This window comes from Psychrobacter sp. G, assembly GCF_000418305.1.
GTDB lineage: Bacteria > Pseudomonadota > Gammaproteobacteria > Pseudomonadales > Moraxellaceae > Psychrobacter > Psychrobacter cryohalolentis.
The window spans coordinates 1,594,740-1,608,534 of sequence record NC_021661.1; the positions used below are offsets into that span (position 1 = coordinate 1,594,740).

General features: G+C 45.0%; 8 protein-coding genes and 1 pseudogene. 7 read left to right on the forward strand and 2 right to left on the reverse strand.

All coding sequences use genetic code 11. The annotated features are described in order from the left end of the window. Positions 1 to 382 precede the first annotated feature (382 nt). From PSYCG_RS06650 to cobA, 5 genes are all read left to right on the forward strand, one after another. Positions 383 to 1,894 (forward strand): NarK family nitrate/nitrite MFS transporter, encoded by a 1,512-nt coding sequence (locus PSYCG_RS06650; protein ID WP_020443518.1) that lies wholly within the window; start codon positions 383 to 385, stop codon positions 1,892 to 1,894. Between the two features lie 2 nt (positions 1,895 to 1,896). Beyond that, the gene (locus PSYCG_RS06655; RefSeq protein ID WP_020443519.1) at positions 1,897 to 3,948 is read left to right on the forward strand and encodes a bifunctional protein-serine/threonine kinase/phosphatase; all 2,052 of its coding nucleotides are present in this window, start codon (positions 1,897 to 1,899) and stop codon (positions 3,946 to 3,948) included. 80 nt (positions 3,949 to 4,028) lie between these two features. After that, complete coding sequence (locus PSYCG_RS06660) at positions 4,029 to 5,459, forward strand: NAD(P)/FAD-dependent oxidoreductase (RefSeq protein ID WP_020443520.1); 1,431 nt, start codon at positions 4,029 to 4,031, stop codon at positions 5,457 to 5,459. Continuing rightward, complete coding sequence (locus PSYCG_RS06665) at positions 5,456 to 8,740, forward strand: nitrate reductase (RefSeq protein WP_020443521.1); 3,285 nt, start codon at positions 5,456 to 5,458, stop codon at positions 8,738 to 8,740. Before PSYCG_RS06660 ends, PSYCG_RS06665 begins: the two co-directional genes overlap by 4 nt. Before the next feature lie 109 nt (positions 8,741 to 8,849). After that, the gene (cobA, locus tag PSYCG_RS06670; protein ID WP_020443522.1) at positions 8,850 to 9,779 is read left to right on the forward strand and encodes a uroporphyrinogen-III C-methyltransferase; all 930 of its coding nucleotides are present in this window, start codon (positions 8,850 to 8,852) and stop codon (positions 9,777 to 9,779) included. 58 nt (positions 9,780 to 9,837) lie between these two features. On the opposite strand, the gene PSYCG_RS06675 is transcribed toward cobA, so the two are convergent. Then, positions 9,838 to 10,722 (reverse strand): LysR family transcriptional regulator, encoded by an 885-nt coding sequence (locus PSYCG_RS06675; protein ID WP_020443523.1) that lies wholly within the window; start codon positions 10,720 to 10,722, stop codon positions 9,838 to 9,840. Between the two features lie 173 nt (positions 10,723 to 10,895). Between PSYCG_RS06675 and PSYCG_RS06680 the strand changes: the two genes are divergently transcribed. Together PSYCG_RS06680 and PSYCG_RS13210 are read left to right on the forward strand one after the other, a co-directional pair. Next, on the forward strand, positions 10,896 to 12,035 hold the full coding sequence (locus tag PSYCG_RS06680) for an alkene reductase (protein ID WP_020443524.1): 1,140 nt from the start codon (positions 10,896 to 10,898) through the stop codon (positions 12,033 to 12,035). A gap of 171 nt (positions 12,036 to 12,206) precedes the next feature. Continuing rightward, positions 12,207 to 12,423 (forward strand): annotated as a pseudogene (locus PSYCG_RS13210) (hypothetical protein). A 347-nt stretch (positions 12,424 to 12,770) separates the two neighbouring features. Here PSYCG_RS13210 and PSYCG_RS06685 read toward each other — a convergent pair. Continuing rightward, positions 12,771 to 13,706 (reverse strand): LysR family transcriptional regulator, encoded by a 936-nt coding sequence (locus tag PSYCG_RS06685; RefSeq protein WP_020443525.1) that lies wholly within the window; start codon positions 13,704 to 13,706, stop codon positions 12,771 to 12,773. Positions 13,707 to 13,795 lie beyond the last annotated feature (89 nt).

A 13,795-nucleotide genomic window follows, 5' to 3' on the forward strand; every position in this document is an offset into this window, starting at 1 on the left:
AAATAGCAATGATAAATAAAAAAGTCTTTTCTCATTAAAAGTGAGGATATAAAAAATGGATGCACCAAAATAGATAAAACCATGCACCAATTTGATTGTATTTATGGCAGTCAGGGTTTTTCATTCATCTCGATAAAATTAGCGTTTGTATATGGTTATTAAATTATGAATGACCTTGTAATAGCTGCTTGGAAGTCACCAATAGCAAAGCATGAACGCTTTTATCAAAGCCGAGGTTTTATCTGTATAACGAAGCGGATAGCGGCAGCTGGCACAGCCATTGCACCCCCTTAAATGCTCTAACTGGTCAGTTCGTTCAACATAACGTGTTCTTACGGCTTTCCATGTTAGCCCTGAATTTTACTATTTAAGGAAACCGCTTATGTCGTCATCGCCATCACCGAGCCCTGCTGCACCAAATAAAAACAAGCTCAATATTCTCTCTTTTACTGGTAAAAACCAGATACTCCATCTTGGATGGATGGCTTTTTTTCTGACCTTTTTTGTATGGTTTAACCACGCACCATTCTTATCTGCCATCGGTGAGACTTTGAGTTTGACCAAGGACCAAGTCAAAACCTTGTTGATATTAAACGTCGCTTTGACTATTCCAGCTCGAGTCATTATTGGTATGTTGACCGATCGTTTTGGTCCGCGCCTCGTCTATACCGCTATTTTGGCTATAGGCGCTATTCCATGTTTTACCTTTGCCTTTGCGCAAGATTACAACACGCTGGCACTGTCCCGTTTTTTCTTGGGCTTTGTGGGTGCTGGGTTTGTGGTAGGTATTCGTCTAATGAGTGATTGGTTCCCTGCAAGTGAGCTGGGTACTGCTGAAGGTATTTATGGCGGTTGGGGTAATTTTGGTTCGGCGGCGGCGGCGCTGCTGTTGCCAACAGTAGCTATTATTGCTGCTGCTATATTTGGTGGTGATGAAGGATGGCGTTATGCGACAGCCACCTCCGGGGTGGTGATGATGCTCTATAGTGTGATTTTTTATAAGATGGTGCGTGATACGCCTAAGGGTGCGACGTATTTTAAGCCCAAAAAATCTGGTGCCATGATGGTGACTTCAGCAGGTGACTTTTGGTTGATGATGGCGTTTAAGCTGCCAATGTATTTGGCGTTAGCGCTTTTGGGATGGAAGTTATCACCCGCTGGTGTCAGCTTACTCAGTCAGGCAAGTGTCAATATCGTCTACATCGGATTGGTTATTTTATATATTTATGAGTTTGTGAGTAGTTATCGCTTTAATAAAGAGGTATTTACGACTCCTGTGCCAAAAGCGCATCAATATGATTTTAAACAAGTCGGTATCTTAAATATTTTATACTTTGCGACCTTTGGCTCAGAGCTTGCCGTAGTGTCTATGTTGCCGCTTTTCTATCAAGAGACATTTAATCTATCAATTGTGATGGCAGGGGTTTTGGCATCTAGCTATGCGTTTATGAACTTGATGTCGCGACCGGGCGGCGGCTGGCTCAGCGATAAGTTTGGTCGCAAAATAACGCTGCTGATTTTGACCGCAGGTTTGGCTGTTGGTTATCTACTAATGGGCATCGTGGATTCAACATGGCCAATTGCCTTGGCATTATTCATCACGATGTTTTGCTCTTTCTTTGTACAAGCGGGTGAAGGTGCTGTGTTTGCGGTTATTCCACTGATCAAGCGTAGCATGACCGGACAATTTGCTGGCATGACCGGCGCTTATGGAAATGTTGGCTCGGTTGTTTATTTAACTGTCCTAAGTCTGGTTTCTTATCAAGTATTCTTCATGGTAATCGCCGCGACTGCCGTCATTGGCTTCTTTGCACTGTTCTTTTTAAAAGAACCTGAAGGCGTCATCATCGAAGAGATGCCTGATGGCAGCTTTGCCCAAATTAAAGTGAGCTAATTATGCCAATGAATGAGGCACTGTGGCAGCTTGATTTTCATAGCATGCAAGGGCGCAAGTCTGAAAATCAAGACAGCTTGCTGATAACAACATGCTTGCCGTATGGACAGTTTACAGCAACCATCAACGGCGGTGTTCAGTGTCCTCATGCGCCTTTATTGGTGCTGATGGCGGATGGTGTCAGTGCCTGTCAGTTCCCCAAACAAGCCAGCCAATTGGTGGTCAACACTGTCACGCACCATCTTACCTTAGCACTTAAAAACGGGGCACTTAAAAATGAAGCGCTTGAAGAGATGGTATTGGCAGAGAACAAATCGCAATCAGCAAACATAGACTTTGATGACAATCAAGTTGCCATTTTGATTCGGGAGGCGGTCAATAAAGCCAATGACGCCCTCTATTTCCCGCAAGTCTATGAGCGCGTGCCACCACTATTATCCACCTTATCAGGCCTGCTGTGTATCGGCGACCGTATCCATCTGTTTCATACAGGCGACTCACGTATTTACCGTGTCGGTTTAGAAAGTATAAAAGTGCTCAGTAAAGACCACCGCATTCACCATGGGCAAGATAAAGGCGCGCTATCTGCCGCTATTGGCGCGGATACGATGGTCGAGCTCCAGCAGTCAGTATTTAACTTGCATCAAAATGAATGCTTAGCACTGATGACAGATGGCGTCTATGAGTCTATTGCAGTGTCCGAGCTCCAGTTTGAGCTATGTTCAGCAGTAAAGGCGCTGTGTCAGCCGAGTCAGACGATAGATACGACGGATAACAGCTCTAATGACGGGGCAGTGAATAGTCTTAGCATCAGCCAAAGCATATGCGAGCAGGCGTTTAACGAGGGCAGTCATGACAATTTAAGTATGGTGATACTCGGTATGAATGCGCAAGCGCTCCATAAGCAAAAGACAGCCGATAGCGCTCATACTAAGAACAATAGTAATAATAAAAATGCTAGCCTGCATGATGCGATGCCTCACGACATCCATCGGTATCAGTTATTAACGGGCTTAGAAGTTGGGGCACGGATTGATGGTTTTATTGTCAAGCATATTATAGCCCGCACTGCTCGTAGCGAAGTATATCTAGTAGAGGATGAAAACCATCATCTATTTGCACTAAAGTCACCAAGCCTTAGTGCCATTACCGATGGTCATTATCTGCGCGAATTTCTAAAGGAGCGTAAAATCGGTCTAAGCTTATCTAAGCATAGACGGGCGGGCGAGCCTGCATATAATCAAGCAGATCCTAATAACCTATCTAGTGACAGCAGCCTTACAGGCATCAGCAGTATAAAACCCTATCTAGACGCAAGCTCAGCGCTTAGTGCTTCAGGGTTGCTACGCTATTACCCCATACCAGCCAGCAGTGCATATCTATACCATCTCACAGAATATATTGAAGGCGAAAGCCTAAGAGATTTTATGGATCGTCATGCGCCTTGTGATGTGTGGCAGACCTATGATTTGTTAACCAAAATAGGCATGGCGGTTCGGGTGATGCATCGAAACTATCTATTGCATCAAGATATCAAGCCGGAAAACATCCTATTGACCACATCAGGCGCGGTCAAATTGATAGATTTTGGTTCAGCCAGCTCTTCCATACTTAAAGACAGTACGCGACCACCGAATGGTGATTTGCACTACGCTGCACCAGAATATTACACCGATGCACCAAAAGGTGTGCATTCTGATTTATTTTCCATAGCGGTGATTGGCTATGAGCTTCTAACAGGCGAGCTGCCATTTAGCTCACAAGCGTTGATGCATTCACATCAGGCAAATCATACCTTAACGCTACCTACTCAATTATTACGTCAGTACCGCGTACCTGCTGCCAGCCAGCAAGCGCTAATGCGTGCGCTGCTTGCTAATACCCAAGCTCGCTATCAAGCGATTGGCGAGTTCTTACAAGATTTTAACCCTGAGAATCACAATTATATTAGCGACCCTGAGCCGCTCATCATACGCAACCCATTACTGGTATGGCATAGCATTTGCTTTATTCAGTTTGTGCTCATTTTTTCGCTGTTGGCTTATTTCTTATAAGCGCAGGCTTTAAGCACAAAAGACACTCTGACACGCCATTTAATTAATGCTGCGCGTTGCGGCTAAGGGATTTTTTGCTCATGTCATCAGATAGATCAAAATTAACAATACAGACAATGTCTTATGCTCATTCAAATGCGGGTATTGTCATTATTGGTGCTGGTATGGCAGGCAGCCGTTTTGCCATTGAGCTGGCACGTGCCCAGCAGCAAAGTAAGTCGCCAAATAACCAAAGACCATTACCGATTACCCTTATCAGCAAAGAGCCAGAGGTCGGCTACAACCGCATTATGCTATCACCAGTGCTGGCAGGAGATAGCGCCTTTGATGATACTTATTTATACCAGCAATCAGATTATGAACAGTTGGGTATTGTTGTCTTAGCAGGGATTGCAGTTACCGCTGTGGACACCAAGCAACAGTCTATTAAGCTTGATAATGGACAGACGCTGGTGTATGCCAAGCTGGTTATCGCTACAGGTTCGAGCGCTCGAGTCATCCCTTTTCCCAATCATGATGCGGCAGGCGTGCATGTGTTCCGAGAGGTAGCCGATGTAAATGCTTTAATTGAATACGCGCGCCAAGGGAAAAAAGGTCTAGTAATTGGTGGCGGGGTGCTAGGGCTAGAGGCCGCCTGCGCGCTGGCTTCTCAAGGGGCAGATATGACGGTCATTCATGTAGACAGCTATGTTCTTAACAGGCAGCTTGATTTACCTGCTGCCCAGCTGTTGCAAGCTGAGCTGGCTCGTCGGGGCGTAGGTGTGGAGGTCTCTGCTATTACTGATTGTATTGCGGTCAATGACCAGCATGAGGTAAAGGGCTTATCACTGAAGGATGGGCGTACCTTGCCGGCAGATTTTATTGTGATGGCAGTCGGGGTGATGCCTAATATAGCACTGGCGATAGACTGCGGTCTTGAGGTCAATCGCGGCATCATTGTGGATGATTGCATGCACACGAGTTGTCCGCATGTCTACGCAGTTGGAGAATGCGTAGAGTTGGATGGTGAGCTATTCGGTATGGTGGCACCTGTTAATCAGCAAGTGGATACCTTAGTCTCTGTGCTAAAAGACACTCGACTATCGGGCGACAGCTTAGGCTCTAAAGAGAACTGGCAGCCTTTTCGCAGTACACCGCTGTCCTTAAAGCTAAAAGTATCTGGCATCAGTGCCTTTTCAGCAGGGCAAGTCGACTTTGATGACGAGGAACCGGCGGCTATCGAAACCATCACCTATCAGCAAACCAGTATAAATCACTATCACTGCCTCTATCTTAGAAACAATAAACTGATCGGCGCTGTACTCTACGGTGAGGTCAATGAGGGCAGTTTCTATAGCCAGCTGATCAACAGCAATAGTGATATCGCGCCTATAAAAGCGGATTTAATATTTGGTGAGGCTTACTGTGATTTGGAGAAAATAACGACAGATAGTGAGGCTAACGGAGACATGGATAACGATAGCGATCTGGATTTATTAAGCGCAGCAGACATAGTAGGAGCGGCGTCATGAGTGAAGTGATCTTGAGTAATAAACCGAATGCTAGTCAAGAATTAGAAAGTGGTATACGTCGATCTAATAACAAATCTGATGACATATTCAATCCTTCAAAAACGGCTCTTATTGCCACTTATACTGAAGAAACGACGTCCACCATACGTACCACTTGTCCTTACTGCGGGGTAGGGTGTGGCGTCTTAGCCAGTGTCGATGCGACAGGGGTAGTGAGCGTAAAAGGAGATCCTGAACATCCGGCGAACTTTGGTAAATTGTGCTCAAAGGGCAGTGCGCTGGCACAAACATTGGGTAGTGCACGACGCTTAACTGAGCCTTATTATCAAAATAAACTGGCATCGATGGCACAACAGCAACCCATAACTTATGACTCTCATGCTTATAGCGCTACCGCAGCACTGAACAACCTAGCCTCTACCGTGCCTACCGATTGGAATGGTGTCTTAAATGATATTGCCACGCGTTTAAACGACACTATTGCTAAGCATGGTCGCGACAGTATTATGTTTTATGTCTCAGGGCAGCTGCTCACTGAGGATTATTACGTCGCCAATAAGTTTATCAAAGGCTTTATCGGTAATAATAATATCGACTCCAACTCACGACTGTGTATGTCATCAGCGGTAGCAGGACACAAACGTGCCTTTGGCGCAGATTTAGTTCCCGGTAATTATGATGACTTAGAGGCCTGCGATTTATTGGTACTGGTTGGCTCAAACATGGCATGGTGTCATCCTATTTTGTTTGGACGTTTTTTGGCCGCCAAAAAAGCCAATCCCAATAAAAAACTGATTGTCATTGACCCACGTCGTACCGATTCCTGTGAGTTCGCAGATTTGCACTTACCAATAGCCGCCGGCACCGATACGCATTTATACAATGGTTTATTACATTATCTTAGCGAGCACGGCTTCGCTGATACAGGTTATATCGAGCATGGTCATGGTGTTGATGATGCTTTAGCGGCAGCCAACGTCTGGAGCATTGAAAAAGTTGCTCAAGCTTGCCAAATCAGTATCGACAGTATCCTTGAATTTTATCAGCTAGTCGCTGCCAATGACAAAACAGTGACTGCGTTTAGTATGGGCGTCAACCAGTCAAAGAGTGGCACTGATAAGGTGAATGCCATTATCAACACCCATCTGCTTACGGGACGAGTGGGCAAACCGGGTGCCAGTCCTTTTTCACTCACTGGTCAGCCAAACGCCATGGGTGGCCGTGAAGTCGGGGCGCTGGCCAATCTATTGGCGGCGCATCTAGACTTGGACAATAGCGTTCATCGGAAATTGGTCGCCGACTTTTGGCAGGTACCTCAGCCTATTGCGCCAGAGGTGGGCATCCAAGCTTGTGATGCTGCCGATGCTATTTTAGATGGGCGGATCAAAGCCATTTGGATTATGGCAACCAATCCGGTCGTCAGCTTACCTGACGCGGATAAATTTCGCCGTGCATTAGCAGTTTGCGACTTGGTGATAGTCTCTGACTGCTCGGTAGATAGCGATACGGTTAAGTGTGCTGACATCGTATTGCCAGCCCAAGGTTGGGGTGAAAAGTCAGGCACAGTCACCAACTCTGAGCGGCGCATCTCAAGACAACGGGCGTTGAAGCCTGCATTAGGACTCGCTAAGCCTGACTGGTGGATACTCTCGCAAGTGGCGAGGCGTATGGGGCTATCAGGGTTTGATTATGACCATCCTAGTGAGATATTTAATGAGCACGTGGCGCTCACTGCTTTTAAGAACGACCCTAATCAATCAGAATCGAAAAACAATCAACCGCGTTATCTCAATTTGGCTAAAGACCTACGAATGCCAGTTCTAAGTCGCGCTGACTATGAGGTAATGCCCCCCTTTCAGTGGAGCGGCGAGCGTATTACACCCGCTCAAGTAAATCTCATTGCTATTACGCCTTCAGATAGTGCTAGCCTGCCTAATTTTCATCACTTTCATCAATATCAACGTCGGCAGAACTTGAATAAGAGCGATGTTAAGAATAGAGATAAGCGGCATAACACTGACTTCAACCCATCGACCGTGAATCTACGCCTGATTACGGGTAGACTACGAGATCAGTGGCATACCATGACACGCACAGGACTGGCGCCACAGCTCAATCAACATGAATCTGTACCGACGCTGACCATCCATCCCAATGAAGCCAAACAACTCGGTGTTGAAAAGGGCGACTATGTGCAGCTACATCCTCGCTATGAGCAGATCCTGCCGAATAGTGAGGCAACAACTATTGATACTAATAATTTTAATACAGACACAGATAATGAGAATTTAGAGCAAACGGTTTTAGCGCAAATCGTCATCAGCGATAGTATGCGTGTTGGTGATGCATTTATGCCCATGCACTGGAGTAATGCCTTTGCTAGCTTTGCACGGGTAGGGACACTCATCCCGACTGTGGTCGATCCATATTCAGGGCAGCCTGAGCTAAAAAACTCAGCGATTCGCATGAGCGCCGTGCCTATGCAGACACTTGGCAAGATTATGGTGCATCCTGATTTGCAGGACACCATATTAGTGCACTTGCGTGCGATGACTGCTCATTTTAAGAAGGAAGCAATAGCGGGTGAGTCGAAAACAGCGTCTATAAAATTTGAGTTAAATGGTGCAGGTTCGTCTCTCTCACTACCAGCGCTGACATGGAGTATCAGCAGGCAAGCCAATAGTGTGCTCATTACTCTTGCCAGCCCAGCCGAGTGCACAGCTAGGCAGTTGCTTGAACCTGATTTTTGGCAGCAGTTTATCGATGACTATCAAAAGTCTGCATCAGACAAGTGGTTGACTGGCAATGCCGACGATACTCTGACGGTTAATAGCGCTTTCACCTTGAGTAAACCAGAGAAACAACTACGCTTTATCTCGACTCAGTCGCAGGTGAGGAACAAAGCATTAAATCATATATTGCCAAGTGATTCAGACTCCGCCGTACCTAGTGATCAGCTGCTATTAGCTATTTATTTTGCACCGAAAGTGATGTATTTGCCTAGTACACATTGGCTTGACAGCTGCTTTGCCAGTACCGATGCCATACCAGTACAGCAGCGCTATAAATGGCTGCTGGCAGGTCGTCCAGCTACCGGCTATATCGATCCAGGTCCGTTGGTGTGCTCTTGCATGGCAGTCGGAGAAAATATCATTATCAATGCAATCACCAAGCAGCAGTGCCATAGCGCACAAGCAGTGGGCAAAGCGTGCCGTGCTGGTACCAATTGCGGCTCGTGTGTGGGTCAAATCAATGCACTTATTGAGGAGCATGCGTCATAGTTGTCTTATAACTTCCTTATAACCGCCTTATGAAATACAACCAATTGATCAATATGGCATAGGGCTTGCACCGTATATTGCACTAACAGCATCATTAGGAGTCACCGTCATGACGGATTCATCTGCCTTTATCGCAACACTACCTCCAAACGATTTATCTAATAAAAAGTGTGTCGTCAATGCGCTAAACACGCCATTAAGCATAGCAGCTGCAAAAGTAGGCACTGTGCATTTAGTCGGTGCAGGCTCTGGTGATCCTGAACTGCTCACATTAAAAGCTTTGCGAATCATGCAGCGCGCTGATGTGGTGCTTTACGATAGCCTAGTCTCAGAGGATATCTTGGATATGTGCGAGCCGACAGCAGAGAAGATATTCGTCGGTAAACGCCGAGCCAATCATGCGCTGCCGCAAGAAGGCATCAATGAGCTGTTGGTCAAGCACGCGATGGCAGGTAAAACAGTTGTAAGACTCAAAGGCGGCGACCCTTTTATCTTTGGGCGCGGCGGCGAGGAGCTTCAAGAAGTGGTGCGCCATGGTATCTTTTTTGAATCTATCCCTGGTATTACTGCCGCCAGTGCCGCTGCTAGTAGTGCAGGTATTCCATTGACGCATCGCGACCATGCGCAGGCAGTGAAGTTTGTAACGGCATATAAGAAATCAGGAGCGCCAAATAATAACTATGACGAGCATTTAGATAGCACCCAAACCGTCGTTTTTTATATGGGATTGCATCAGCTAGATGAATTGACCGAAGGGTTGATAGCAGCAGGACGAGATAGCGCGACGCCTTTTGCAGTGATTAGCCATGCCAGCTTGCCCACGCAGCAACTGCTCATCGGTACGCTTGGCAGTATTGCTAAGCAGCAAGCTGAAGCGAAATTGCCAAGCCCAGCATTACTGATTATGGGCGATGTGGTGACGCTATATCATGAATTTGCAGACTACAACCTTGGTGCATTTGGTAAGCGTGCAGTCTGCAATATTAAGCAATCCATCACCGATAAACATCTTATACCTACTTTTGAGAGTGTTGCATAAAATATAGGGTTAGCCTAAATGCTCAATAAGATGACTTTAAGACAGGCTAATCTTTTAACTATAAATTTCGTAATTGCTCAATTAACCAGCGATGTATACCACTGTCACTGGTACGTGGGTGCCATGCTGCGATTACCTTAAAGGTAGGCGGTAATGCTTCGATTTTAATCTCTTTAACTTTACTATTTGGTAATAGTCGCGCAGGATAAAAGGCAATCATGTCGGTGGTGTGTAGGATATCTGGCACGGCTGAAAAGCTAGGAACTGACATCACAATATGGCGTTTAAGCCCTTTTTCTGCAAACCAGTGATCATGCGATCCGCGCAAATTGGCACGCGAAGGCGATACCACCAACTGCGGGTGTGCGGCAACTTGCGCCAGTGTGAATATCTCTGTTGCAAAGGTGTTTTTGTAACCCGTCACACATAAATGCTGTTCTTCAAATAGCGTCACATACGATAAATTATCAGGGATAAACTCTGGAAAAGTAATCAGTAAATCAAGTTCGCCCGCCGCAATAAGCTGATTGATATTGTCTGAGGCAAAATCTCTCACTATCAGCTTTAAATGAGGCGCTTCACGGCGTGTGATACTAAACAACTGCGGCAATAATGCCTGCGTCGCATAGTCGGTTGCACTAATCGTAAAGACGCCTTTGTAGGTTTGCGGCGTAAACACTTCTGGCTCTAACAATACTTCCAACTGCTTTAATATCTCGTCAATCTGTTGCCGCATTGCTAGTGCTTTTGGTGTTGCCACCATGCTATTGCCTTGACGAATAAACAAACGATCATCAAACAAATCCCGTAGCTTACGCAACTGCTCGCTAATCGCTTGTTGTGTCAGTCCCATTTTGCGCGCAACTTGCGAGAGGTTTTGTAGATCAAGCAGCGCCTGCAATACCCTAAGCTGCTTGATATCTAGCCGGTTCATACCATTCATAACGCACACCATTAATAATTGTACCCTAAACAAGAAAGGCTTGTTTCTAATTGTACCTATAAAACTCTATGCTGACCAACATTGCTTAAGTAATCATTAGATTGGTTATTAAGCATCAAAACAGACCAAATACATTCAATAATAAGCCAACAGCTGCTTTAAAAGAGACATTTATGACACAAACCATTCTAAATACCAGTACACTACTTTCCTCTGTACAACTTGGACCTTATACCCTTAAAAACCGTATCGTGATGCCGCCTTTGACACGCTCTCGTAGCACGCAGCCTGACAATATTCCTAATGACTTAATGGCAAACTATTATGCACAGCGTGCGACAGCAGGCTTTATGGTGACTGAAGGTACGCAGATTGAGCCAAGAGGCCAAGGTTACGCTTGGACACCTGGTATCCATTCATCAGCCCAAGTTGAAGGCTGGAAAAAAGTCACGCAGGCAGTACACGCTAAAGGCAGTATTATTTTTGCGCAGCTGTGGCACGTTGGCCGCGTGTCTCATACCAGCTTACAGCCGCAAGGTGCTCAGCCTGTAGGCCCATCAGCGATTGCTGCTGACAATGTAAAAGTATTTATTGAAACAGGCCCAGGTACAGGCGCATTGGCCGATCCAAGTGAGCCACGCGCACTGAGCACAGAAGAAGTGGGTGAACTGGTCGCTATGTATGCGGCAGCCGCAAGCAACGCATTAGAAGCAGGTTTTGATGGGGTAGAGCTACACTGTGCCAATGGCTATTTGGTGAACCAGTTCATATCTGAGCATAGCAATACACGTGATGATCAATATGGTGGTTCGTTGACCAATCGTCTGCGTTTTTTAAAAGAAGTAGTCGCTGCCGTCAGTGAGGTGGTTGGCGCTGATCGTTTAGGCGTACGTTTTGCGCCTTTATTTGCCAGCACGGATGAGACTCGTGTGTATCTAGGGCTAGTAGAAGCGGACCCACATCATACCTATATTGAAGCGATTAAGGTGCTTGAGCAGGCAGGTATTGCTTACTTATCCATTGCAGAGGCTGATTGGGATAATGCGCCTGATTTGCCAGAGCCTTTTTACCAAGCCGTCAGAGCTGAGTTTTCAGGACGTATTATTTATGCGGGTAAGTATACTGTGCAGAAGTCGGTCGATATATTATCTAAAGGTTATGGGGATTTATTTGCTTTTGGTCGTCCTTTTATTGCTAATCCCGATTTACCTGAACGCATAGCCAATGATTGGCCACTCAATGAGGCAGATCCTGTTACGATGTATGGTGGCACTGCCATTGGCTACAGTGATTATCCTCGCTATCAGGAATAGCAAAGCAGCTGAGCAGTGAATGAGATAAGGCCATTAATACTAATGGCCTTATTTTTATTTATAAATTTGAGACTTGTTGGATATTCACAAACAGTCAATCATCAAGCGACAATTATTGTTTTTGTCGCTTAAATATTTTTCTTTTATCATTTTATCAATAGGTAGCAGACAATGAACCAGAATACTAAAGACAGACTGATACGTATATTAGTAGGATATGTCGGACTCTATCCAACACTCCTAATTGTATTAACGTTACTGAAGCCTGCTACTTCATGGTTTAAGTCTGCCAGTGGTGGTATTGATTGAAACCATAATACTTGTACCGTTGACGCAGATGGTGTCATTTCCACTAGCAGGCTGGCTCATTGAGCGTTTAAGAAGATAACAAGCGTTGCTCTTTGCCTAGTTTGGATATGGGTTTTTAAGAGTATTGATTGAGATGATAAATGATTGATGGCACGGGTAAGTTTATAAACCAGATAATTGAGTTGGTTGGATTTCAGCCGGATATTAAAAACAGCACTCTATAATAAGAAGGAAAATAAATGGTTCATAAACCTTAATGTCTGACTTAGACTGAGTACAACCATTCTCATTTATTATAGAGTGTGCATGAGAGCAGAAATGAATAACCTGAGTTAGGAACGCTCCTGAATGGGTAAAATTACATATTCCTATTGCACCTTTTGCTCATAAGGTGCATGGATACTTATTGCTTTAAATTCTTGTTTTTTAATTGAGTTGCCAATAAAGAGGGCGACCATAAACCTTAGCAAAATAATCAATTAATGTTCTAACATTTAGAGAGACATGACGAGTATGAGGGTAAATAGCTGCGACATGTTGAGGTGTGGTTTTCACGGCTGCATCATAATCAGGTAGTAGCTTGATAAGCTCACCGCTCTTTAAATACTCACCGATGAGCCAATCTGGAAAAAGCACAATTCCCATACCTTTGAGTGCAGATACCAATAAAGATTCTGCATTATTGGACATCAATAAAGCGGGTGCTAAGAATGGCGTCCAATCTTCACTTTCTGTTTTAAAAAGCCAACGATTGGGTCCTGTTGAGCCTTTATACAGTAGACATTTATGATGTGTCAGATCTGCTGGTACTTGCAATTTACCATGCGTGCTTATGTACGATGGAGAGGCGGCAAGATGATAGGTTTGCTCGCCAAAAATACGCGCATGAAAGGCGGAGTCATGTAACGTGCCAATTCTAAAAATAACGTCTGTTGCATAGTGATGCGGATCAATAAAGTCATCCGTTAAACTCAAATCTATCTGTAATTTAGGATACTGAGCACTAAGCTGTGGCAGCCAAGGTGCGATATGTCGTTGTCCAAAAAATACGGGAGCGTTGATTCTAATTAAACCACCCGGTTCCAATGTCCTGTCTTGAAGCTCCTGCTGTGCTGCACTCATGCTCTCGGTCATGGATTTTGCATAGCGCATAAATACGCGACCTGCCTCAGTAGGAGTAACAGCGCGTGTATTACGGTAAAAAAGCTGCTGTCCCAGTGAGTCCTCTAACTGTTTGATAATACGTGACACTTTAGAAGCCGAGACGCCTTCTTTTCGAGCCACTACAGAAAAACTCTGAGCGTCAAAAACCTCTATAAAAAATAATAGTGTTTGTATGTTGATGGTATCTACCGTATTCATTTGTGCAACTTATGCAAAGGTCATTTTCGTATTATAGCGTTTTTTAATGGGTATACATTGCTGTAAGCTGCAGCGTATTGCTCATTAAG